15 protein-coding genes are annotated in these 24844 nt (G+C 47.8%); 10 read left to right on the top strand and 5 right to left on the bottom strand.

Annotated features, from left to right (window positions below; translation table 11 throughout):
• Positions 1-14 precede the first annotated feature (14 nt).
• From LVQ79_RS02170 to LVQ79_RS02155, 4 genes are all read left to right on the top strand, one after another.
• Positions 15-6737, top strand: a complete 6723-nt coding sequence (locus tag LVQ79_RS02170) for an Ig-like domain-containing protein (protein ID WP_370639817.1) — start codon at positions 15-17, stop codon at positions 6735-6737.
• 221 nt (positions 6738-6958) lie between these two features.
• A complete protein-coding gene (locus LVQ79_RS02165; RefSeq protein ID WP_232863742.1) occupies positions 6959-7321 on the top strand; it encodes a RidA family protein in 363 nt (120 codons plus the stop codon).
• A 13-nt stretch (positions 7322-7334) separates the two neighbouring features.
• The gene (locus LVQ79_RS02160) at positions 7335-7991 is read left to right on the top strand and encodes a helix-turn-helix transcriptional regulator (RefSeq protein ID WP_232863741.1); all 657 of its coding nucleotides are present in this window, start codon (positions 7335-7337) and stop codon (positions 7989-7991) included.
• Complete coding sequence (locus LVQ79_RS02155) at positions 7978-8784, top strand: PhzF family phenazine biosynthesis protein (protein ID WP_232863740.1); 807 nt, start codon at positions 7978-7980, stop codon at positions 8782-8784. Before LVQ79_RS02160 ends, LVQ79_RS02155 begins: the two co-directional genes overlap by 14 nt.
• A 135-nt stretch (positions 8785-8919) precedes the next feature.
• Here the strand turns inward: LVQ79_RS02155 and LVQ79_RS02150 are convergent, their stop codons facing one another.
• The 5 genes from LVQ79_RS02150 to LVQ79_RS02130 form a co-directional block, all read right to left on the bottom strand.
• On the bottom strand, positions 8920-9267 hold the full coding sequence (locus LVQ79_RS02150; protein ID WP_232863739.1) for a hypothetical protein: 348 nt from the start codon (positions 9265-9267) through the stop codon (positions 8920-8922).
• Between the two features lie 424 nt (positions 9268-9691).
• Entirely contained in the window at positions 9692-10759 is a 1068-nt protein-coding gene (locus LVQ79_RS02145; protein ID WP_232863738.1) for a hypothetical protein, read from the bottom strand.
• A gap of 828 nt (positions 10760-11587) precedes the next feature.
• The gene (locus tag LVQ79_RS02140; protein ID WP_064518918.1) at positions 11588-11815 is read right to left on the bottom strand and encodes a hypothetical protein; all 228 of its coding nucleotides are present in this window, start codon (positions 11813-11815) and stop codon (positions 11588-11590) included.
• Positions 11816-11906: 91 nt separating this feature from the next.
• Positions 11907-12647 carry a MerR family transcriptional regulator gene (locus LVQ79_RS02135; RefSeq protein ID WP_232863737.1) on the bottom strand — a complete coding sequence of 247 codons (741 nt, stop codon included), beginning with the start codon at positions 12645-12647 and terminating at the stop codon, positions 11907-11909.
• Between the two features lie 89 nt (positions 12648-12736).
• Positions 12737-13957, bottom strand: a complete 1221-nt coding sequence (locus LVQ79_RS02130) for a diguanylate phosphodiesterase (protein WP_232863736.1) — start codon at positions 13955-13957, stop codon at positions 12737-12739.
• Between the two features lie 347 nt (positions 13958-14304).
• Between LVQ79_RS02130 and ycgZ the strand changes: the two genes are divergently transcribed.
• From ycgZ to LVQ79_RS02100, 6 genes are all read left to right on the top strand, one after another.
• A complete protein-coding gene (gene ycgZ, locus LVQ79_RS02125) occupies positions 14305-14544 on the top strand; it encodes a regulatory protein YcgZ (RefSeq protein ID WP_064518920.1) in 240 nt (79 codons plus the stop codon).
• A gap of 169 nt (positions 14545-14713) precedes the next feature.
• Positions 14714-15037 carry a hypothetical protein gene (locus LVQ79_RS02120; RefSeq protein WP_232863735.1) on the top strand — a complete coding sequence of 108 codons (324 nt, stop codon included), beginning with the start codon at positions 14714-14716 and terminating at the stop codon, positions 15035-15037.
• A gap of 37 nt (positions 15038-15074) precedes the next feature.
• On the top strand, positions 15075-15353 hold the full coding sequence (locus tag LVQ79_RS02115) for a biofilm development regulator YmgB/AriR family protein (protein WP_034455564.1): 279 nt from the start codon (positions 15075-15077) through the stop codon (positions 15351-15353).
• A gap of 863 nt (positions 15354-16216) precedes the next feature.
• A complete protein-coding gene (locus tag LVQ79_RS02110) occupies positions 16217-21541 on the top strand; it encodes a peroxidase family protein (protein WP_232863734.1) in 5325 nt (1774 codons plus the stop codon).
• Positions 21542-21551: 10 nt separating this feature from the next.
• On the top strand, positions 21552-23291 hold the full coding sequence (locus LVQ79_RS02105) for a type I secretion system permease/ATPase (protein ID WP_232863733.1): 1740 nt from the start codon (positions 21552-21554) through the stop codon (positions 23289-23291).
• Entirely contained in the window at positions 23291-24628 is a 1338-nt protein-coding gene (locus LVQ79_RS02100; protein WP_232863732.1) for an HlyD family type I secretion periplasmic adaptor subunit, read from the top strand. Before LVQ79_RS02105 ends, LVQ79_RS02100 begins: the two co-directional genes overlap by 1 nt.
• Positions 24629-24844: the final 216 nt, after the last annotated feature.

Here is a 24844-nt window from a genome sequence, read left to right as displayed (position 1 = left end):
TGACCATTGCGCCGGTGGCGGGCGATAACACAGTGAACGCCCATGAATCCCATATGCCGACCTTTATCAGCGGCGATGTGGGTGGCGATGCGAAAGCGGGCGACCATGTGGTGGTCAGCGTCAACGGTCAGAACTACGACGGTATTGTGGTGGTGGGATCAGACGGCAAGCTGCATTACGAAGTCCCGCTGCCGGACGGCGCACTGCACGAAGGCAGCAATGATGTCAAAGTGACCGTCACCAGTTTTGATGCGGCGGGCAACGAAGCGATTGCCACCGCCACCCAGAACGTGGTGGTGGACACCGAAGCCAGTGACACCCTGACCATTACCCCGGTGGCGGGCGATAACACAGTGAACGCCCATGAATCCCATATGCCGACCTTTATCAGCGGCGATGTGGGCGGCGATGCGAAAGCGGGCGACCATGTGGTGGTCAGCGTCAACGGTCATGACTATGACGGCGTGGTGGTGAAGGGTTCTGACGGCAAGCTGCATTACGAAGTGCCGCTACCGGACGGCGCGCTGCACGAAGGCAGCAATGATGTGAAGGTGACCGTCACCAGCTTTGATGCGGCGGGCAACGAAGCGATTGCCATCGCCAACCAGACAGTGACGGTTGATACCCAAGCTAACACTTCCGTCACTGTGAATGACGTCACCGAGGACAACACCCTGAACCACAGTGAGTTGAGCCAACATAATCAGACTATTACCGGTTTTGTCGGCGGTGATGCGCAACTCGGTGATGAAGTCACATTGGAGATTAACGGTCACTATTATGTGGGCCACGTTGTCGATATGGGTAACGGCAAGCTGGGCTATAAGATCCCGGTTCCTTCATCAGAATTCGGTGATAACAACACCATTCTGCATAAAGATGTTTCCGTTACGGTGACTGTCATCTCTCATGATGCCGCTGGCAACGAAGCCATTTCGAGCACCGATCACACTATTCATGTCGATAACCATGCTTACAACGGACTGAACATCAATACGGTGGCGGGCGATAACGTGGTTAACCATGGTGAATCGCAGCATGACACCATGATTACCGGTGATGTTAACGGGAAAGATGCAAAAGCGGGCGACAAAGTCGTGGTCACTATCGATGGCCATAATTATGACGGCGTGGTGGTGGCGGGTGCTGACGGTCATTTGCACTACGAGGTGCCCGTCCCGCCGGGCATTCTGCATGAGGGCGACAATGATGTCTCGGTGACAGTGACCAGCTTTGACGTTGCAGGGAATGTTGCAGTGGCGACCCAACATACCCACGTCACGCTCGACACTCATGCCGATGCCTCTATCAATATTCACGATCTTAGCGCTGGCCCGACACTGAATTACGATGAGCTGAACACGCCTAAGCAACTGGTGACGGGCGATGTCGGCGGCGATGCGAAAGTAGGCGATAAGGTCGTCCTTGATATTAACGGCCATATTTACACCGGCAAAGTGGTCGATTTAGGTAACGGCCATCTTGGTTATCAAATCCCGGTAGATTCTTCAGCATTCGGTGACAACCTGAAAGAGCTGGACGGTAACGTCAAAATCATTGCCACCGTCACCTCTTATGATGCCGCAGGTAACGAAGTCACCGTGCAAACTGACCACACCGTTCATATTGATAATCATGCGGCAGCGGGTATCACCATTGATCCGATTACCGGCGATGGCATCATCAATTATTCAGAATCTCAGCAGGACCACATCAAGGTTACCGGCACGGTGAACGGCGATGTGCATATCGGCGATAAAGTGATCATTATCGTTAACGGGCATGCCTATGAGGGGACGGTGGAAGAGCTGCCGCATCAAAATGGGGCGTTAGGCTACAGCATTGATGTTCCCACTGGCGACCTGCTCGCCGACCCGCATCCAACGGCATACATCGGTGGTCATGATGATGCGGGTAACGTGGTGCTTACTCCAGGGACGGAAAACGTACGCATTGATTTGCATGCTGACGCGACCATTACCATCAATCCGGTGACTGGTGACAATATGATCAACGGCGTTGAGTCACATAATGGCACAACAACGATCACGGGTACCGTTGGTGGCGATGTCAAGGTTGGCGACCTGGTTCATCTTGATATCAACGGTATTGATATGACGACCCATGTATTCAGAGATCCAGTTACAGGTGCTCTGGAATACAGTTTCCAGGTCAGTACATTTGATCTGATGTCAGACCCCGATATTAAAGTCACCGTCGCTGGTACCGATGATGCAAATAACGTGGTTATCGTGAGCGCTACGCAACATATTATTGTTGATACTCAGGTTGATGCCAATATCACCGTTGATCCGGTGACCTCGGATAACACGCTTAACGACATGGAACTGCACAATCATTTCACCCTGGTGACGGGTAAAGTGACTGGTGAAATGCATGTGGGCGACCCGGTAACGTTGACGGTGAATGGCCACACCTATCATGGCTTTGTCGAAAATGAAGGTGTTGATAGCAACGGTAATCCGATTTTTGGCTACCGCATCCCAGTAGATACGGCAGATATTCAGGCCGACCCTCATATTCACGCCAGCATTGACGTCACTGATGCCGCGCAAAACCATACTGTTGCGACTGCCGATCATTCTGTAGGCATTGACGATCATGCGACAGCAACCATCACCATTAATAAGGTAACAGGTGATGATGTTCTCAATGGTAAAGAACAGCAGTCAGGCACCACCACGATTAACGGTAGAGTCAGCGGTGATGTGCACGCGGGTGATATCGTTCATGTGTTTGTTAATGGCGTTGAGTACGATGCCGTGGTCGGGCCGCAAGGGTATCTCAACGGTGGACTCGGTTACTCAGTAGGCGTAAGTACCGCAGGACTGCTGGCTGATCCGCATATCACTGCAACTGTCGATGGGAAAGATGCGGCAGGGAACACGATTACGGTTGGAACGACACACGATGTTTCACATGATGACGCTGCGCATGCCACCATCACCATTGACCCTGTCACCGATGATAATGTTATTAATAATCATGAAGCCCACGACCCAAAAACCACAATTACTGGTCACGCGACAGGTGATGTGAATCCTGGAGATGTGGTTGATCTTGATATCAACGGGCAGCACTACTACGGCACGCTCGATAAGAACTTAAACTACAGCATTGATGTCAGCACCGACGATCTGCTTTCTCAAAAAAATCCTCTCATTACCGCCTCGGTAAACGGCCATGATGCGGCAGGAAACACTATCATTGCGACCAGTGAGCGTGGCGTGGGTGTTGATACGCGCGCAGATGTTCATCTTGACCAGGGGAGTTCAACACCGCATGGTTCTGATTTCTACACCGTCACCGGGCATGTCAGCGGTAACGATGTCCACGTAGGCGATCCGATTACCTATACTTTTGCCGGGCATCAGTTCACCACTAATGTGGTGGAATTACCCGATGGTAGCGGACTGGGATATCTTTTCAACGTGGGGACCGGGGATGCACACGCACATCCGGATATCACGTTATCAATCACTGAAACCGACCCGTTTGGGAATACCAATACTTCTGTCGACCATATTCATATTCATTTGCCGGGTGACCCGACACAACCGGGCGGCGGCGGTGGTACAACGCCTCCACATCCGCATGTAGAAATCACTATTAGCCCCGTTGCGGGCAACGATGTGATTAACCAGCAGGAATCTCAGGCCGACCATACGATAGTTCGGGGTACGGTTTCTGGCGATGTTAATGTTGGCGACGATGTGACGCTCCACATTGGCAACCATACCTACACCGGCCACGTATTTGAACTGCCGAACCTGCCGGGCGAATATGGCTATGCCATTGATGTGGATACTAATGATCTGCTCAATAACCCCGATATCATCGCGACCGTAGCGGCACATGATGACAGTAGTGTTATCGCCTCCGCAGATAAAACGATATCGGTTGATACCGACGTCAACGCCACGATCCACATCAATACGGTGGCTGGCGATGGCACGATTAATATTGCCGAATCCCACAATGGGACGACCAACGTTAGCGGCACCGTAACGGGGGATGTGAATGTCGGTGACAACGTCACTTTAATCATCAATGGTCATGAGGTGACAACGCAGGTATTCAGAGATCCTAAGACAGGACTATTGAGTTTTAGTACCGATGTGAGTACTGACGATCTTCTTCAGGATCCCAATATTACCGCCAGCGTGACAGGGCATGATGGTGAAGGAAATTCGATTACCGTCACCGACCATCAAACCGTTGCGGTGGACACCAACGTTGATGCGACTGTCACCATCGATCCTGTTGGGCATAATAATGTTCTGAACCTGGTCGATACTCAGCAAGACCATACCGAAATCACCGGTAAGGTGAGCGGGGATGTACATCCAGGTGACCATGTCAAAGTGACGGTCAACGGCCATGAATATGACGCAGTTGTTGATAAAAACGATAACTACAGCGTCGATGTTTTAACCAGCGATCTGGAGCAGGGCGGAAAAATTACTGCTCAAGTTACCGGATATGATGATGCGGGTAACACAATCACTAAAACGGCAACTGACCATGTGACCGTTGATACCACCGCATCAGGAACCATCGATATCAATACGGTATCGGGTGACGATGTTCTTAGCCATCAGGATCTGCAATCAGCAACCACTAAGGTGAATGGCGTGGTGGGCGGAGATGCGAAGATTGGTGATGAAGTGATTATCACGGTTAACGGTCACCAATACATCGCGCATGTAGAAGCACTGCCTAATATGAATGGCGTGCTGGGATACGTCGCCGATGTTAATACCAATGATCTGCAACAAGACCCTCACATTCATGTGCAGGTGACTGGCACCGATGCGGCAGGTAATACATTTACCGCTGATAGTGATAAAACACTGACCATTGATGATCATGCGGACGTGACCTTGCATTTCAATAATGTGTCTGGCGATAACGTGCTGAATATGGCTGAAAGCCACAACACGAAGACGACGATTAGCGGGACAGTCACAGGCGATGTACATGACGGTGACAAAGTTATTGTCCACGTTAACGGTAACGATCTTCTTGGCATTCTACATCAACAGCCAGACGGCACTTTTACCTTTAGCGTTGATGCCAATACCTCAGATCTACTTGCGGACCCGAACATCACTTATACGGTAACGGGTGTTGACCAATATGGTAATACCCTGACAATCACTGAAAGCAATACCATCACCATCGATCAGGTAGCGGAAAACCATATTCACATTGGCACCATTGCCGGTGACGATAAAGTGAATATGGCAGAAGCAAGCAATTCCACCACCTCAATAACCGGCACGGTAGACGGCGATGTACATGCCGGGGATGATGTCACGCTCACTATTAATGGCCACATCTATCATGGCAAGGTTGTCGATCATAACGGTACTCTGACCTACGACATTCCGGTTGATAACAGCGTGCTACATGAAGGTGATAACACGGTCAATGTCACCGTAACGGGACAGGATGCGGCAGGTAACCCCGCAACATCTACAGATACCCACCACTTCACCGTCGATACCCAGATTCATGCGTCGATCACAATTGACAATGTGGCTGGCGACAATACCGTTAACGCGAAAGAGTCCGGGCATATTTTCGTTAAAGGTGAAGTAGGGGGCGATGCCAAACTCGGTGATGACGTAACGCTTGATGTGAATGGCCACACCGTTCATGCAAAAGTGGAGATGGTTGACGGGCATCTGGGTTATGACGCGCGTATCGATAAAGGCTGGCTGAACGAAGGCAATAACGATGTGCACGTGAGCGTGAAATCATCGGATGATGCCGGTAATACTGTGACGGTTGATGGGCATCAGAATGTGGTACTTGATACCCATGCCGACGCGACGATGACTATTGCCCCAATTGCCGGAGACAATGTCGTTAACGGGCAAGAGTCACAACATCTATTCGTTGACGGTAAAGTGGGCGGTGATGCAAAAGTAGGCGATGAGGTCAGGCTTGATGTTAACGGTCATTTCGTCGATGCGAAAGTCGAGATGATTAACGGCCATCTGGGTTACCACGTTCCTGTCGATAAAGACTGGTTACACGAAGGTGATAACACCGTGAAAGTCACTATGGGCGTTACCGACGCGGCGAATAACCACACGACGATCACCGAAAACCATCACTTCGCAGTCGACACACGAGTTGGTGTATCGGTCACTATCGATCCAGTCGCACCGCATCAAGACACTAATGGTCACAACCCGGCACATGCTCCGCTTACCGGTCAGGTCGCGAGTGATGTTCATGATGGCGATAAAGTCACTACCGTGGTCAATGAACACCATTACAGTACGCAACACCCTCAACAAGATGTGGCAGATGATAAGCCGCACCACCATGGTTCACACGAGCATGGCTTAAGCAATCTATTTGCTGATAGCAATGAGTCCCTTTTCTTTAATCTGCATCATGATGCGAAAGGGCATCATGGCGATGAAGGTCATCATATCTATGGCATTAAAGAGAGTGGCGATCATGGGAAAGTGGATTTGAGTGATCTCGCTCATGAGCTGCATGAAGTTAATGATATTACTCAGTATATCAAGGGCGGCGAAGGTCACGAAAAAGGGGATGCTGGCAATCATGTGGTGCACTCGCCAACGGTGGCACCTATCGTTGATGCACCACATATCCAGATTTCTCATGACTCGCATGGCTCAACAAGCTACTCGCTGGACCACTTGATTGCCAAACCAGAGCATTACTCTCAGTAATTGATTACCGCCGCCCTTAACCGGGCGGTGGATTTCATATGCAATCAAAGATATCGAAAAGAGGTGAGTTGCCGTATCAATAGCGTGACCGGTTTTGCCGAGTGATTGATATATTAGTGACGCCAGCAAATTCAACAATTGTTTAAAAAACAAATTTTGTTTAATTTTAAATAAAGTCATGCTACCGTGCCACTAAACTTCCTATAGGGCTCATCTGAAGCATGTCTATTGTACGCTATCCCACTACCAAGCCTTTTCCCTTTTCAGATGCCGTGCAGGTGAACGGGTTTATTTTTCTTTCAGGCCATGTCGCCATGAGCCCCGAAGGTGAGCCGCTGTATGGAACTGTCACCCAACAGACCGGGCATATCTTGCACTCCATCAGAGAAACCCTGGCGCGAGCGCAAACGACGCTGGAAAATATTGTGAAGGTCCAGGTTTGGTTAAGTAGCATGGATCACTTCAGCGAATTCAACGCCGCATACAGTACGTTCTTTCCGCAGGGTTTCCCCGCAAGGAGCGTCGTCACCAGCCGCCTTGCTTTCGATTTGGACGTCGAAATAGAAGTCCAGGCCGTAGCCTGATGGAGAGATTAAAATGAGAGACGAACGCGAACGCTTAATCACTATTCTGACGGCTTCTCTTGAAGCACTAAGAAGCACGCTTCCGTTGAACACCGAAGCGGTGCTGCATGATCTTACCCGCCCTGAATCGTCCGTGGTAAACATCGTTAATGGGCACGTCAGCGGCAGGAAAGTAGGAGATGCGTTATTGTCAGGCCCCGAAGATGACACAGGATTCTTAGGCTTACTTAATGCTTCGCAGCGTGTTCCAAGTCAGGTTTTCAGTGGATACATGACTACTACTCTGTCGGGCACAACGTTGAACAGCGCATCGACGATTTATTACAGTGAAGATGGCGTACCGTTAGTAGCCTTCTGTATTAACGTCGATATGGACGTGGTGTTAAAACTCAAACGCGATCTGGACTATCTGCTTCACCCGGCCGCAATGACCGAAACGCCTGACAATCCGCTGCGAGAGATTCGGGATAAATCCCTGGATGACGTTATTTCAAAATTCAGGCCAACAGGTTCAGAAAGTAAAATCGATTTCAGGAAGCGGGTCATTTCTGAATTATATGCACAGGGTTTTTTCAAGATTAAAGGCAGCGTTAATCATGTAGCAAAAGCTCTGGGCGTTACCCGGTATACCATTTATAACTATCTGGATAAATTAAATGACAAAGCCTGACACAACAGTAATTCCTTTTTATCAGATTGATGCCTTCACCTCTCAACGTTTTGGGGGTAATCCTGCGGGTGTTTGCCCGTTAACCGAGTGGCTTTCCGACGATGTTCTGCAAGCGATCGCCACGGAGAATAACCTTTCTGAGACCGCTTTTTTTGTGGCAGTGGAGGATGGCTACCAACTTCGCTGGTGTACGCCTGCGGTCGAGGTAGATTTGTGTGGCCATGCCACACTGGCGGCGTCGTGGGTACTGTTCAACAAACTTGGCTACGAAAAAGAGACTATTCGTTTCCACACCCGTAGCGGCGTATTGACGGTGAGTAAGAAGGGGGATGAGCTCTGCATGGACTTCCCGGCTAAATCGGCCACTGAAATTGATACCCCTGACGGACTGCTGGAAGCGCTTGGCATTAAAGACGGCGTTATCGGAGTGTGGAAATCAGATGATCTCATTGTGCTGGTAGATGACAAAACTATCATCGAAGGGCTCAACCCGGACTTTAATAGACTGGCAGAATTCGATACCCGTGGTGTGATCGTAACCGCCGCTGATAACCAGTTTGATTTTGTGTCTCGCTGGTTCGGCCCGCAGGTCGGTGTTAACGAAGATCCGGTAACGGGTTCGGCACACACTTTCCTCGCTCCTTTCTGGGCGGCACGTACGGGAAAAAATGTACTGACCGCTCAGCAAGGCGGGAAGCGTAAGGGATCGTTGCGCTGTGCGGTTCGTGATGACGGGCGTGTGGAATTGCATGGTTACGCACGTATGACCATCGAAGGGGTATTCCAGTTGTAATGAGATTTATGACCGGTACTAGCGACTGCTCTCTGGTCACTTTCTGAAAGAGGGTCATAGGTGGAGTAGGGAAGTGATACTCCATGAAATTTGATTTCCTTACGGTCATCTGAGTAATGCCATATATCCACATATTTACCGATAGCGCAGCGGATACTCAATCAAATATAGAAACTTATCATATTGAAGATTGATGGGTTTTGAGGATCCCCTTGGTTCTCGCCATGTGAATATAGTTTCAAGTTCATCGCCAATCTCAAGTTGGCGATGAACATTAAATTCATAATTAATAAGCGGGCTGCCACGAGTTTGATAAACATGCTGTTGGATATCCTGGATGCGTTTCTGAGAAATCAGTTTGCCGTGATGGAGCAGTTTTATTGCGCCCGCATATTTTACGTAACTCAGAAATCCGCTGTCAGCACTTCCGGTAACATTTCGTTCAATGCTCCAGTTATCATGACAGACGATGTTGTCAGCCATTACAAGTTCAGTAACGGTCTGTAGTTGCAGCCAGGGTCAGTATCAGTCGTTTCATTTAAATCAGGTCCCAAAGAAAAACAACAGGACGACCCGAAGTTCAGATAAAAGGCCGCAAGACATTTCAGCCGTTATGCGCACCAGGCGACAGATGAACGAACATGTTATGCAATAGACCAACCACGAAACCGCTGGATTGCGCCTTATCTTATATTGGTGCGCATAATGTGTTGAACATGTTGAATGGCTGCACGAAGTGCTGACATTTAGCCTTAAGCTCTGAATTATCAGGCAGCATGAATTTACTGGCATGATAAACATTGCGGCAACATCTGAATTACAGATTCATCCATAATTGTTTATATTTAAACATCGAATAAGCGCAGCATTTGCACTTGTTATTTTATGACTATCTTATGATATTTCACTAACTTACAGCAATGCAGTTTATGCAGTAATTTCTGCTTTCCCATTGCTGCTTAAGCCAGTTCAGATAACGAACATAAACGGATGCATCTCCTTCTGTCATGTAGCTGTTTCGTTGAATCCTGCACGTTAATGGCCAGAATGCCACTGTTCCGTAGGGTGTTTCGGATATGATTATTTTCATATTTCCGGAAAGTATAATTTCATAAGCGACTTTGTTCTTATTAAGTTCCTCTTCGGCATCAAAAAGTATTTCTTCACGCCTTCTGTTTATTGAATGATATTGCTCCCGTGTAATTTTCATTGCAGCACGTCGTAAACCTGCTTCTTTTGCATTCTCAGTGACACTGATAAAAGCAACGGTATCCGGAGAATAAATGCGACGATGAGAGAAATCTTTATCCAGTTCATATTCACCGGGATTGTTCTTCCATTTGTTATAACCGTGAAGTGCAGGAAGGTCATTGCAAAAGTTCTGAAAGTTGTGCCATCTTTCACAAACAATCACTCCTTTATAGCCTTTGAAATAGGGTTTTCCTTTGCATGTCATATAACATCTTGCCAGCATGTTATGCCAGAGAATGAATGACCTTGTTCGTTGATTGGTTGCAGCATTTTGAATGGTTGAGTGCTTCCCATTACCAATATAACCCACATCAAAATAACGTGGCTTCATTAATAACTGCTGTCGTTCTTCTTCTGTGGCAGGAAAGGTCTCATCTGATACAGAGCCTGATTTTATATGTGCACCATAGGCTTCCTTAATGATATTGCTGTTATTAAACTGAATAATGTAATAACCACGCCGGCTCTTATCTTCAGAACGACCCAGAACAGTGCATTCTCCGTCTTTCTTCGTCTGGAATACTGCTCCGGGATAGAGAACATCATGTATGTAGTTCTCATGATAACGATTATTACGAATCTTTCTTTTATAACTGTCCACAATAAAATCTCCTGCATGTTGAGAATGAAAAAGGTGAGGGGAAAAAGAAGCGGGCGGGTCCTCTTTTTCGTTTTCACCATCTTTCAGGCAAACACTGCGGGGAATGCGTGGGATTATATTCATGTAATACATTCAAAAAATATAATAAAAAATCTTTCAGACAATACAATGTGCCAGTGGGTGTTACCGTTCAGCGGAAGCCTCTCAGGGCTGTCACAGAGCCAGTGCGCTATGCATCAGGTCAGCCAGTTGCTGCCTGCTACGGGCGTCCTGTGCGGCATAAACAGGGCAGAAAAGGGGGTTTGTTACTGATTCATGGCTGTTGAGTTGGGCATATGCAGTCGCTGTCTTTTTATACTACCGCGTTGTGAGTGGGTAATTTGTGACCTGTGGCTTTCTGTATGCGATTTTAAGAGGGTGAAGCCCTTACTGTATGGATTGCATTACCTGTATTAACGCTGTGCATCAGAAATCCGCTGTCAGCACTTCCGGTAACATTTCGTTCTATGCTCCAGCCATCATGACAGACAATGTTGTCAGCCATCGCCAGTGCAGGAACAATCAGGCATGCGGTTGTAGTCAAAGCCAGTATCAATCGTTTCATTTAAATCAGGTCCCAAAGAAAAACAACAGGACGACCCGAAGTTCAGATAAAAGGCCGCAAGACATTTCAGCCGTTATGCGCACCAAGCGACAGATGAACGAACATGTTATGCAAGATAAGACCAACCACGAAACCGTTGGATTGTGCCTTACCTTATCTTGGTGCGCATAATGTATATTATGTTAAATTGCATATCAGGATATAAACCCGATACCATCTCAGAACTCACCAGGCTAACTCACCTCACCCTTTACCAGATTCGCATGCGATTGCCCTTGGTTGAAACCAGGAAACAAAACGGAACTGAAATAGCTGACTGGCAGCCATCCACAGTTCCGTATTGCGTGCTAAAACACTTTTGATGAGTAATCGGATTTTACTTCGCTTTCTATATAAGTATTCAGGCCCCATCCAGCTCGAGCCAACTCTTTCATCTTTTCCAGATGTTCAGGTCCTGGATGGCGAAGATCGTAGAGATACACGTGATTATTTTTAAAACGGACTTTGATCGAGTTGGTATCAATCTGGAAACTGACAACTTGTGAATCACCGCTTTTGTTCGCGTAATTTTCCATATTGCGTCCTGTTAGCTAAGCCTGAACTCGGGCGAAGCTATCTATTAACCACGTTCTGCATTTTTATTCAGGGTTATAGCTCACGATTTGGTTACTGGCCTGAATGAAACTTAATGGCGAAGCCTTGCTTCTGCCAGTGTTCCAGTTGTTCCTGTTGACGCAAAGTTAGTACCTTCCCTGTCCAGACATAAATATGCTGGCCTGGAAATAGTTCCGGTCGAGGTGAATCCAGAGGATCGGCCAGCACATCAGGACGCCAGCCATGCTGTGAAAGACGCCAGGCCTCGAGCCAAAGACGGGTTCTGTCCTCGCTTTCCCAGCCGATCAGTAATGTGTCCTTACCTTCTTTGCTTCTAGAGTCAGCGAGACGCTGGATTACGTACTCAATCAGCAATCCATCAAGAAGGCTAATCATTGCCCTTGCGGTATTTTTATCAAGGCTAAGACACTGACGTACCGGGATAAAAACATGGTCTATGAGGGTATCAACAGCAAATACTTGACCTAAATCTGCAATTTTTGTGCGGAGTTTTGCGGGTTGTACAAGGCGCAGTACAGTCATCACTTCTTCCTGCTGTGAGCGCCATGCCTCATGGTCATGAGTCATCTCCTGACTCGCTTCAAGCAGTGCTTTAACCTTCCCTACGGACACACCACTTTTTATCAGGCGTTTAATCTCTTCAATGCGCAGGATATCTTCGTCATCAAACTGGCGGTGTCCGCCTTCACTGCGTTGCGGCTTGAATAATCCATAACGGCGTTGCCACGCACGCAGCGTGACAGGGTTGATTGCGCATCGTTCGGCAACTTCACCGATACTGTATAAGGTCATTAATCCCTCGTTGTGAGCTTAAAACGTCCATGTTGAAACTAACGACTCCGTGCTGGTTGTACAACCTTTTTTACATTGTACAACCTGAATTAGAGATCTGCTTTCCTTTCAGGCCAGGCTACGGCAGATATGCCACTGAGTTGGGCACAGGCAAACAAGTTGCCCTGAAAATGCGAGATTCCGGCTGATTCCAGCCACATCCACTCCTCAGCCTTCTCCACTCCAACCGCCGAAATGGATATCTCAAGCGATGCGCAGCATTTGATAATGGCCTGGATAATTGCCTGCCGTGGGCCACTTTTATGGACATCTTTAATCAGCGCGCGGTTAATTTTAATTCTGTCTGGCTGAAACTGTGACAGCAACAAAAGCCCACCAAATCCGGCGCCAAAGTGATCTATTGCTACGCTAATCCCTGCTGCTTTGAGTTGTCTGATTCCATCGGTGAACTCGTCAATGCGCGATATCACCTCGCTCTCAGTAAACTCTACGGTTACTTGCTCTGGAACAAGTCCATTTGTCTTAATTTCTTTTAACAAGAATTCAACCGCATCAGGAATCATCACCAGCGTCATTGGCAACAAATTAACCGAAACAGACTGCTCGCCAAGTTTGAGCGCACTCGCCATCGCAAAGGCGACTTTTTTGCTATTGAGATCCGCTTCGTAAAGTGCATTACCGCTTAATCCTGCAAAATAGGTGGCTGTGGAATCTCCGCTCGGGGTGCGTAGCAAAGCTTCAATGGACAAGATTTTCTGAGCAAACGGGTCAACCATAGGCTGGAAAGCGAAACTACAATCTGCCGTGTTATCAGCAATAACAGCTTCGGTATGACCCCCTTTTTTGTCGGGGATAAACACCCAGGAGTCCGCTGGCGGAATTTCAAAATAGTTTTCTTTTTCAGTGGCTTCAACAAATGTACGCAAAAACTTAAGCGCGCGATCGTTGTAGAATAGCTGGTACTTCGAAGTCCCTTTATCCAGTACAGCCTGTAGCACTTCATCCCTGTCGTACTCTCTTAAATCAAAGAGTTCCATACCGGTTTTTCCAAATCGCCGTGCGGGAGCGTAATCACAAAGCAACTCAACAATGTTGTAGTGGCGATTATCCTGGCAAATATGTTGGTAAATACTTAAAACGCTCTCTTCCGGGCCTTCAATCATCTGAAAGAAATGCGTGCCGTTGAACAGCAGTATGCCAGTCACGTCGGCCTGGTCATTTTTAACATTTGCAGCGGCAACCATATCTGTAACAGATTGAAACGGTAAGTTTTTACAGATATGACTGCGGTAAATGATGGTTGTAAGCATGCTGTGTCCAATAGAAAGCTGTTTAGGCATTTACAGTAGCAGATGACTTGCCAAACCACCCATTTAAAATACATTAAAATTAATAACTTATTAACAATAAATGAACATGTGTACGCATGAACTCGCATGTTTTTGGTCATTGCGGAGGCCATGAAATGCTTAACCTATACAGTAAACGTTGCAGACCCAAACTACTTATCACGCTAACTAATTGAAATTAAATGTATAGCATTTAATGCTTAAGCTTTTAAGAAAAATCCTTACACTTTTTTATGTACAACTTTTTAATCATTGTATAACTTTATTTGTACATATTACTAAATACTGCATATTTACAGGAGTGACTGATGCAACAGAACAACTACGTACCCGATACAGCTAACGCTATCACCCGATATTTCTCCAAAGCAGCCCTGCCTTCTCAGCAGGAAACACTCGGGCAAATAGTGGTGGAGATCCTGAGCGACGGACGCAGTTTGAACCGCAAAGCAATCTGCACAAAATTGTTACGTCGGGTGGAAGAAGCATCAGGTCCTGAAGAAGAGAGTCACTACCACACTTTGATTGGCCTGCTTTTTGACCGTTAAGTTCAAACGGCCCTATAGCGCAAATTACTGGCTTTTTAGATCAACACTTGCGGGAGCATTATTTCGGGCAATATAGAAAGCCTGGCAACCTTCAGCTGACCTCCTGAGCGATGGCTGATTTCAAGCCACATTTCGGTAACGAAACAAGGTGGCAAGAAGAGACGCAGTTATGAGCAGAAGTAAAAGAGAGCAACAAATCGATCAACTGATTGGAGAAGCAGTTTTATCAATCCTTTACGATAACGGACCCATCAGTACCCGGTCCCTGATTGAAAGACTGCAAACAATGGAAGCCTCAGAAAGAGATGCACAGAGGCGAAATGTGATAGCGGATGTCATTGCCGATATCAGTCACCAACGCCTGGGCATTTCTCGACGTACTTCAGTTTCGGCTCAACAGCAGTGGGACATGGAGAGCCCGATAAAACATAAAAACAAGGCATATCCGTTATTCGACGATAGCCCTGATCCTGGCAGCAGTAAAAAACACTGACTGCCCTACACACTCAACTTACTCATGGTGAAAGTAAATGACCCAGATGACGCTTCATAAATCAGAAATTTATGCCACCCTGCCAAACACAGCTTTGACCGCATATTTTCGTAACGCTGGCGACATGCTGGCTGATGAGGCCGTATTACTCGGAGCGGTAATACGCAGCATTCTTGCTACTGATGGACATTTAACTAATAAAGCCATAATTCAGCGTTTGATTGAGGCTATTGAATCCACTGATGATGTCGTCACCATCGACATCGTGCGTAAAACCCTTGAGATTGTTGTTGACCATACTTTTGATGATATTTAATCGTGCAGCAATAGTATCAATTTTCCATTTCTTGAATGCTCGACTTCAGAAAATAGAAAAGTACGCTGTCATCCCTACTCCGGGATGACAGCAAAATCAGCATGCTAATTGCACAGCGTTATTACGTAATGAAAATACTCCCACCATCAATATAGTGATATTAATGATTTTTATAAAAGTGGTAGCATAAATACTTAGCCGACATAGAATCGAAACGTAAAGAAATGAAAATATCACCTATCATTATTAATGATGAGATTTTTTATCATTTGACTGTTTTTGGCAAAAGGCTAAACGTCTAAGTCATGGTTACAGTGTTTAATAATGATACTTATCAACCTATTATATTACCCACCCTCACCTAACCCCGTAAGAAAAACTTGCTACCAAACCCCCATCACATTAAGAAAATAACGTATTGTGATTACTGTTTGTCAGAATTGTTTCAACTTTTATTTTTTCTCATAAAAAAGCATGAGAGAAGTAACTCAAAGTAAAACCATAGTTATTAATATAACAAATGTATCATATAGGGTAAAAACCTCAGCCATCCAGATGAATCATTAATATTTAAAACCCTCCGCCTTGAATGCACCTGCAAATTCAAAAGGCTGAGGCTGTCTGTAACTTAATTAAAATTATCTTTGCAAGCGAGGAAATAAACTTATGCAGCTAAGTATTTCCACAGGGAGAATAACTCTTATAAGGTAGCCAATATTTTAATTACATAAAAAAGGACCTTGGTTGCGACATTGCAACTCGATAACTCATTTCAATACACACGGTTCATTCTCCTGCCTTTTTTGAAAAAGACGGGACGAGTGATGATAGCTAGTTCAAGGTAAAGATAGGGGTAATTATTTATGGCCTCACAATATGACTTTACTGTCACGCTGCACGATCTTGCTTTTATTCTCAAGCAGATAAAGATATCTGAAGCAGCGACAAACCCAGATGGAAGTGTCAATGGCGATGCACTTCGAGATTTAGTTTCCAGTCCGTTATTACCCTACGGTATCCGTACCGTAGATGGCTCGTGGAATAACCTTCTTCCGGGTCAGGAGCTATACGGTTCAGCCGATCAAAACATGCCAAGACTAACCGAGTTGAACTGGCAGGATGCAGATGCCATGACCAGTTATACCCAACTCGGTGGCACGGTCGTTGATGCCGACCCGCGCATTATCAGTAACTTGATATCGGACCAAACCGCGTCCAACCCGGCTGCGGTCGAAGCGCATAACGGGTTACAAGATGCCCCTGGAGGAGGAACCACATCGGCAAATGGAAGCTTGTCGATTCCTAACCTGTCTCCGGATGTGGGTTTATCCCCTGCTTTCAATGGCTGGATGACATTATTCGGGCAGTTCTTTGACCACGGTCTGGATTTAATTCCAAAGGAGGGAAACGGCATTGTATTCATTCCGCTGCAACCTGATGACCCCTTATATGTAGAAGGGTCGCCCACTAACTTCATGGTATTAACCAGGGCAAAAGTTGATGCTAACCATGAAACTGTCAACCTCACCACCCCCTTCATCGATCAAAACCAAACCTATACCTCCCACCCTTCACATCAGATATTCATCCGCGAATACGTCATGATAGATGGCAAGCCTGAACCTACCGGCAATTTATTAGGTGGTGCGAACGGTGGGCTGGCAACCTGGGCTGATGTCAAAAACCAGGCTGAAACCATGCTTGGAATTAAACTCACCGATCAGGACGTGTTTAATGTTCCGCTGCTGGCCACTGACCGTTACGGCAACTTGATCTTAAGTGAAAATGGCAAAGTGCAGATCGTTACCACTTCCGGGTTGGTTGAAGCGAATGGTGATTTCCTACCCCCAGGAACGTTGCGCACCGGGCATGCTTTCCTGGACGACATTGCTCATACCGCTGCACCAAAAGCAGGGTTGTTGGCCGATGACGATGATGTGATTGGTGGCGTTCAGGTCGCCGGAACCTACGATGACGAATTGCTCGACCGCCACTTCATCACCGGTGATGGACGTGGCAACGAAAATATCGGTTTAACCGCAGTGCATGCCGTCTTCCACAGCGAGCATAACCGCCTGGTGGAAGAGTATAAAACCACCCTGCTGGCAACCGGTGATATCGATCTTATCAACCAATGGCTGATGCCAGCGCACCAGATAACTGAGCTTCCAGCCGATACCAGCACCCTGGTCTGGAATGGTGAGTATTTATTCCAGGCAGGTCGTTTCACCACGGAGATGCAGTATCAGCACCTGGTCTTCGAAGAGTTTGCCCGCACCGTACAGCCTGCTGTTGACCCGTTTGTCTTCTCCAATACGGCAGACATTAACCCGCTGATTTTTGCTGAGTTCGCACACGTGGTTTACCGTTTTGGCCACTCTATGCTGACAGAAACCGTAGCGCGTACCGATATCGATATGCAAAACGGTGACATTGGTCTGATTGAAGCGTTCCTGAACCCGGTCGCCTTTAATGAAATTAACGGTGGTGCGGTTTCCGATGAACAAGCAATTGGCGCGATTGTTCGCGGTATGACACGGCAAGTCGGTAACGAAATTGATGAATTTATTACCGATGCGCTGCGTAATAACCTTATCGGTTTACCGCTTGATTTAGGTGCTCTTAACATTGCTCGTGGCCGTGATACGGCAATGCCAACACTGAACCAGGCCCGTGAGCAGTTCTTCGAACTTAGCGGCAACAGTGAGCTGCGCCCTTATACCAGTTGGGCCGACTTCACTACATACCTGAAAAACCCGGCCTCCATCATCAACTTTATGGCCGCCTACGGCCAACATGAGTTGATTCTTGGCGCAACCACCATTGAAGGCAAACGCGATGCGGTGAACTTCCTGCTGTTTGGCGATGGCACTTCCCAACCGCCTGCCGATGCGATGGATTTCTTCAACAGTACCGGCGCGTGGGCCACTAAAGAGTCTGGCCTGAACATGGTCGACTTCTGGATTGGTGGGCTTGCTGAGCGGAAGAACGAGTTTGGTGGGATGCTGGGTTCTACCTTCAACTTTGTCTTTGAAACGCAAATGGAAATGCTGCAAGACGGCGACCGCTTCTACTATCTGAGCCGAGCTCAGGGTCTGAACATGCTCAACGAGCTGGAAGCCAACTCATTCTCCGCGCTGGTTATGCGCAACAGCGACCTTGGGGAAAATGGTTCATCTCACCTGCCCGCTAACCTATTCCAGACTCCAGACCATATTTTCGAAGTGAACCGGGCTCTGCAAACAGAAGCTGACCCAACGTGGGGTAACCCATTAAAAGATCTCTTATCGCCTTTGCTGACACGACGCGCTGCCACTCAGGATGTTAACGGCGATGGCGCAGCTGACGGCGCTTACCTTAAATACACCGGCGATGGGCATGTGGTGCTCGGTGGTTCTGCTGGTAACGATACGTTAATCGGCGGTAAAGGCATCGACAGCCTGTGGGGTGATGGTGGCGATGACCGCCTTGATGGTGGCGACGAAGCGGATGTGGTTCACGGTGGTGATGGTAATGACATTATTACCGACACCGGCACGCCAGTTGGCGATGCAGACTTCCTGCACGGCGACGCAGGTCATGATGTCATCTTCTCCGGTAACGGTAACGATCTGGTATTCGGCGGCAGTGGCAGTGATTTTGTGGTGGTTGGCGAAGATGCCCAGGAAGTCTTTGCTGGCCGGGACAATGACTTTGTTCTGGGTGGCTCCGGCGCTGATGCTCTGCTCGGTAACGAAGGCGATGACTGGCTGGAAGGTGGTGACGGGTTTGACTCACTGACGGGTGAAAACTCCGAGCTGTTCTTCAACAGTACGATCGTTGGCCACGATGTGCTTAACGGCCAGGGTAACGATACGGACTACGATGGCGAAGCTGGCGACGACATCATGGTTCAGGGCGCCGGAATTCAGCGCAACAATGGCATGGCCGGTTTCGACTGGGCAATCCATAAAGGCGATCCGCATGGTGCTAATTCCGACCTCGGTATTCCAATTTTCGTTAACCAACAAGAGTTTATCCTGCGGGATCGCTTCGATTTGGTTGAGGGGTTATCGGGCTGGAAACACAACGACGTGTTAGTTGGCACCGAACAACCTCTCGGGACTGCACCGGTTCTGGGCACCCCGCTCTCCAACAATCTTACCCAGGAAGGTGCTGACAGGATTAGCGGTCTGCAGGCCATTCTCGGTGTTGCACACTCCGCGGACCCTAATGCAGTGTTGGTTAACCCCGATGATGGCAGTGATATTTTGCTCGGCGGTGGTGGCAGCGACCGCATAACCGGTAAAGCGGGCAACGATATTATTGATGGCGACTCGTGGTTGAACGTGCGAATTGCCGTCAGCGGAATGCCGGGCATCACCAGTGCAGACAGCATGAACGAACTGAAATCTTACATGCTGGCAGGCACCTTAAAACCGCATCAACTCTCGATAGTGCGTGAGATCTTGCGTGAGGGTAATGGCTCTGAAACCGACGTTGCGGTGTACCGCGATGTCAGTAGCAACTATGCCTTTACCCGTATGCCAGATGGTAGCCTCCGGGTTGACCATGCTACCCCCGACGCCGCATTGAATTTTGATGACGGCGTTGACCGCCTGCTGAACATCGAAAAAGTGGAGTTTGGCAACGGTGAACAGTTGTGGGTAACAGCACAACAGGCTACAGGCAATCTCACCATTGATAACCCAACACCAGAAGTTGGCGACCTCCTGCGAGTCAACCTGGCGAATCTGCAGGATGGGAACGGTATTGCGGCTAACGCAGCTATCACGCTGACATGGCAGGCATTTACCAATGGCCAATGGCGTGATCAGGCCGTTGGTGAGGAGTTCAGAGTCCCTGGCGCTATTTTGGGTGCTCCACTGCGTGTGGTGGCCAGTTTCAATGACCGTATGGGAGATGCTGAAACCCTGGTTTCGGCTCAAACCCAGGCCGTTATGGTGCGCGACCAACCGACTACCGGTGCTCCGGTGATTAATGACCTGACACCGACCGAAAGCGTCACGCTTACTGCTGTTGTCTCCGGTATTGCTGATGCGGACGGTTTGACCGGCGGTAACTTTAATTATCAATGGAGAATGAGCACTGCGACCGGGTTTGTGAATATTGTTGGCGCCACAGCGGCAACCTTCACTCCGGCTCAGGCGATGGTTGGCAGGACTCTGCAAGTGGTGGTGACAGTCACAGATGATGAAGGAAACGCCCCTGTTGTCCTCACATCTGCCGCTACACAGCCGGTTGGCGATCTTATTATTGGATCTAACGCTGGTAACACTCTCATCGGCACCGCCTGGAGTGACATCCTGCGTGGTGAAGGCGGCAACGATACCCTGCTTGGACGTGCGGGTGACGATTTGTTGGTTGGTGGTGCAGGCAACGACAGCCTGGCAGGTGAAGCAGGACAAGATATCTTGCAAGGAGATGCTGGCAACGATGATCTCGATGGTGGTCTGGGAGCTGATAGCATGGCCGGCGGTGCCGGAAATGATACCTATATCGTTGATAACGCGGGCGACATCGTTATCGAAGGTCTTAATGCCGGAACAGATATTGTCCGAACCAACCTCGCAAGCTACGACTTGACCGATAACATCGAAGAACTGGTGTTTACCGGCCAGGGCAGCTTCATCGGTACCGGGAATGCTATTGCCAACACCATTACTGGCGGCAACGGGAATGACTTTTTGTTTGGAATGGGAGGCAATGACCAATTAACCGGAGGGCTGGGGAATGACTTCCTTGATGGTGGCGATGGTGCCGATAACCTCCAGGGTGGGATTGGCAACGACGTGATGATTGGTGGAGCAGGTGCTGATGTTCTTTCTGGCAGCATAGGCAACGATATCCTCAACGGCCAGGCGGGTAATGACACCATGGACGGTGGCACAGGTAATGACATCTTCGCCTTCAGCGCAAGCTTTGGACAAGACCGCATCACTGGTTTTGATAGTAACGCCGTTGGCGGGCAGGACTACCTCGATTTAAGTTTGTTAGGTATTACTTCGGGTAGTTTTAACGGCAATGTCGCGATTACAGGAAACAACGGTAATACCGTCGTTACCGTTGGTGCTGATGTCATTACTTTAGTCGGGGTGAACTCAACCAGCGTTAATATTGGTGATTTCATTCTCGAATTACCATCAACCTTTGCCGCTAATAATGGCAATAACTCACTGATTGCGTAAGGAGAAGACTATGTCGCGCCAGCATACGCCAACAGAACTGAAGAGTGCATTAAAGGGGACTAAACCGACCTTTATAATGTTATTGTTTTTTAGTTGTGTAATTAACATGCTTATGCTGGCGCCGGCAATATATATGCTGCAGGTCTATGACCGTGTTTTGGTCAGTAAAAACACGACGACTTTATTGATGTTGACGTTACTTATTGTCGGTATATACATCGTTATTGCGATGATTGAATCGGCCCGTTCAAGCGTTATGATCAGGCTTGGCAATCGGCTCGATGTCAAAATGAATAAGTTAGTTTTTAATGCTGCATTTAAACGAAAAGTTGCTACAGGCGATAGTAACCCTGCCCAGGCGTTAGCCGAGTTGGACCAAATTCGTCAGTTTCTTTCCGGTAGTAGTTTATTTGCGCTGCTGGATATCCCCTGGACACCGGTATATTTATTTATTGCCTTTCTTGTCCACCCACTGTTGGGATACCTCTCTTTGGGAGGCATAACAATATTATTTATCCTGACCCTGGTTTCGGAATTTTCGACTAAACGCCCTATTCAGCAAGCACATGCGTTAACCATCAATAACGCCAGCAAACTCAATAAGCAATTACAAAACTCCGACACTATAGAAGCGATGGGAATGCTTTCCACCCTAAAACTCCACTGGGGGGAACAGCATGACAAAGTGTTGGTATTACAAACGCAGATTGCCGATAAAACAGCCGGGTTAAACAGTTTAAGCCGCTTTGTGCGTGTGCTGCTGCAATCTATTGCGCTGGGAGCCGGGGCTTTACTGGTGATCGGAGGCCAAATTACCCCAGGGCTGATGATTGCCGCTTCTATCATTCTAGGGCGCGTACTTAACCCGGTAGAACAAATCATCGGAAGCTGGAAGCAGTTTGTACAATTTCGTAGCGCATGGCATCAGATATCAACACTGCTGAAGGAGTATCCGGTGCCCAAAGAGGTCCTAACCCTGCCACGCCCTAAAGGAAATATTAGTGTTGAAAGTGTTTTTGCCGCAGCACCAGGCCAACATGCTCCACTGCTACGTAATATCTCATTTCAACTCGAGAAAGGTGAAGTGCTGGGTATTATTGGCCCTTCGGCCTCAGGGAAAACCTCACTAGCGAAGTTACTGGTCGGCGTCTGGAAACCTTTATCCGGTAAAGTTCGCCTTGACGGCGCAGATATTTGCCAGTGGGATAAAGAGTTGCTTGGTCCATCCATCGGTTATCTCCCACAAGATGTTGAATTATTCGACGGCAGCATCGCGCAAAATATTGCCCGTTTTGCTGAAAACGATAGCGAACTTATCGTCGCTGCCGCAACTTTGGCTGGCGTGCATGACATGATCCTACGTCTCCCCCAAGGCTACGACACGCCTCTGGGTGCAGGCGGGCACCAGTTGTCAGGTGGGCAACGGCAACGAGTAGGGTTGGCGCGTGCGGTCTATAACAATCCTGCATTCATCGTGCTGGATGAGCCAAACGCTAATCTGGATGATGCTGGTGAGTTTGCCCTCGTCAAAGCGATAAATACGCTGCGCACCCAAGGCCAAACCACCGTCATTATCTCGCACCGGCCGACGCTGCTTGGCGTGGTCAATAAAGTCTTACTGCTCAATGACGGAGCCATGCAAGAGTTCGGCACCCGCGACCAGGTTTTTGCCAATCTACGGCAGGCCAATATATTAAAACCGGTAGCGGCCTCCTCTCCATCAAGTACTGAACAGCAACGAGAGGCCTGATGATGAAAAAGAATAATAAAGACGCGCAAACCCCCGGTTCCGGCAGCGTTGATACCAATATATGGCCTCCAATACTGCGAGGGATCATCGTTATAACACTTGGCGTTGGTGGTTTCTTATTATGGGCGGTACAGGCTCCTTTAGATGCTGGTGTGGTGGCTGACGGGACGGTGACAGTTTCAAGCCACCGTAAAACTATTCAGCATTTAAGCGGTGGGCGAGTCACCGATATCTTTATTAAAGAAGGCGACCTGGTTAAAAAAAACCAGGTGTTAGTACGGCTGGATAAAATGCAACTTGGCATGCGTTACAGCACGTTAAATGCACAATATATGTCAGCAAAAAGTATTGAAGACCGTTTGCTGGCAGAACGAGGCGGCCTGGAAACCATTGCTTTTGATAATACATTGACACAAAAATTTGCTGATAATAAACGCCTGATTGAGGTCAGAAATCTGCAAGAAAAGTTATTCGATACACGCAGAAAAAATATCCAGGATGAATTATCAATGATTCAGGAGACGCTTGATGGCCTTATTGAGCAGACTAACAATCTAAATAAAATAAAGGGCTATCGTGACCACCAGTTCAGCCTGATTAACAGAGAGTTAGGTGCCATAAGAGCGCTAAGTGAAAAAAACTATTACCCTAAAGCACAATTGCTGGTGCTTGAGCGTGAGGCTGCTGAAATATCAGGTAGCGTTTCAGAAGATATTCTGAATATCGCAAAATTAAAGTCACAGCAAAATGAACTGAAGATCAAAGCGTATCAGGTACGTCATCAATATCTGCGGGAAGTAGAATCAGAGCTTACGGAAAAGCAAAAAGAAGTCTCCATGCTTGAAGATGAGTTAGTTTCAACTCGGCATGAACTGGATAATACGGAGATTCGTTCACCTATTGATGGCATCGTTCTGGATGTAAAAGTCAGTACTGTGGGCGGCATTATTCAGCCAGGAGAACATTTAATGGATATTGTTGCCGCCGGGCAACCTCTGCAAATAGATGCAAAAATACCGGTACATGCCATTGATAAACTGGTTCCCGGGTTGACGGTTGATGTGCTGTTCCCTGCCCTTAACCATGCTTTATTACCGTCAGTTCCTGCGCGCGTGTTAACTATTTCGGCTGACCGGTTAATCGATGAGGCCACACAGCAGCCCTATTACCTTGCCGAAGTTCAGGTCTCTACAGAAGGTGTGCGTTTGTTGGGCGACTACAAAATTAAAGCGGGCATGCCGGCAAGTGTGACGATTAAAACCGGAGAGCGAACATTCTTGAGCTATCTGTTCAAGCCATTAATTGCTCGTCTGGAACTGGCGTTCAAGGAGTACTGATGCCATCCTATTTAAGGCGAGTGGCCATAGTGCCACTCGCTACTATTTTTTCTTCTATATATACCCGTCGCCCTTCAAAATGCAGGGGTGTTGGCTACACTCACTCACCCGAATCACTTACTTCAGTAAGCTCATCGGGATTTGTTCGTTTGCCGCCTACCTGCATCTCGAAGTTTCTCGGGTATAGTCTTCCCGATGCTAATTAACATAATCTAC

It is taken from the genome of Buttiauxella cochleicola (genome assembly GCF_021282405.1).
Classification (GTDB): domain Bacteria; phylum Pseudomonadota; class Gammaproteobacteria; order Enterobacterales; family Enterobacteriaceae; genus Buttiauxella; species Buttiauxella massiliensis.
This window is presented reverse-complemented; position numbering and strand designations above follow the sequence as displayed.

Excerpts from the sequence above, each read along its gene's own strand:
- LVQ79_RS02150 (WP_232863739.1), bottom strand. The coding sequence starts at position 9,267 with ATGGCTGACAACATCGTCTGTCATGATAACTGGAGCATTGAACGAAAT.
- LVQ79_RS02135 (WP_232863737.1), bottom strand. The coding sequence starts at position 12,647 with ATGACCTTATACAGTATCGGTGAAGTTGCCGAACGATGCGCAATCAAC.
- LVQ79_RS02160 (WP_232863741.1), top strand. The coding sequence starts at position 7,335 with ATGAGAGACGAACGCGAACGCTTAATCACTATTCTGACGGCTTCTCTT.
- LVQ79_RS02130 (WP_232863736.1), bottom strand. The coding sequence starts at position 13,957 with ATGCTTACAACCATCATTTACCGCAGTCATATCTGTAAAAACTTACCG.
- LVQ79_RS02145 (WP_232863738.1), bottom strand. The coding sequence starts at position 10,759 with ATGAATATAATCCCACGCATTCCCCGCAGTGTTTGCCTGAAAGATGGT.
- LVQ79_RS02110 (WP_232863734.1), top strand. The coding sequence starts at position 16,217 with ATGGCCTCACAATATGACTTTACTGTCACGCTGCACGATCTTGCTTTT.
- LVQ79_RS02165 (WP_232863742.1), top strand. The coding sequence starts at position 6,959 with ATGTCTATTGTACGCTATCCCACTACCAAGCCTTTTCCCTTTTCAGAT.
- LVQ79_RS02140 (WP_064518918.1), bottom strand. The coding sequence starts at position 11,815 with ATGGAAAATTACGCGAACAAAAGCGGTGATTCACAAGTTGTCAGTTTC.
- LVQ79_RS02155 (WP_232863740.1), top strand. The coding sequence starts at position 7,978 with ATGACAAAGCCTGACACAACAGTAATTCCTTTTTATCAGATTGATGCC.
- ycgZ (WP_064518920.1), top strand. The coding sequence starts at position 14,305 with ATGCAACAGAACAACTACGTACCCGATACAGCTAACGCTATCACCCGA.
- LVQ79_RS02105 (WP_232863733.1), top strand. The coding sequence starts at position 21,552 with ATGTCGCGCCAGCATACGCCAACAGAACTGAAGAGTGCATTAAAGGGG.
- LVQ79_RS02120 (WP_232863735.1), top strand. The coding sequence starts at position 14,714 with ATGAGCAGAAGTAAAAGAGAGCAACAAATCGATCAACTGATTGGAGAA.
- LVQ79_RS02100 (WP_232863732.1), top strand. The coding sequence starts at position 23,291 with ATGATGAAAAAGAATAATAAAGACGCGCAAACCCCCGGTTCCGGCAGC.
- LVQ79_RS02115 (WP_034455564.1), top strand. The coding sequence starts at position 15,075 with ATGACCCAGATGACGCTTCATAAATCAGAAATTTATGCCACCCTGCCA.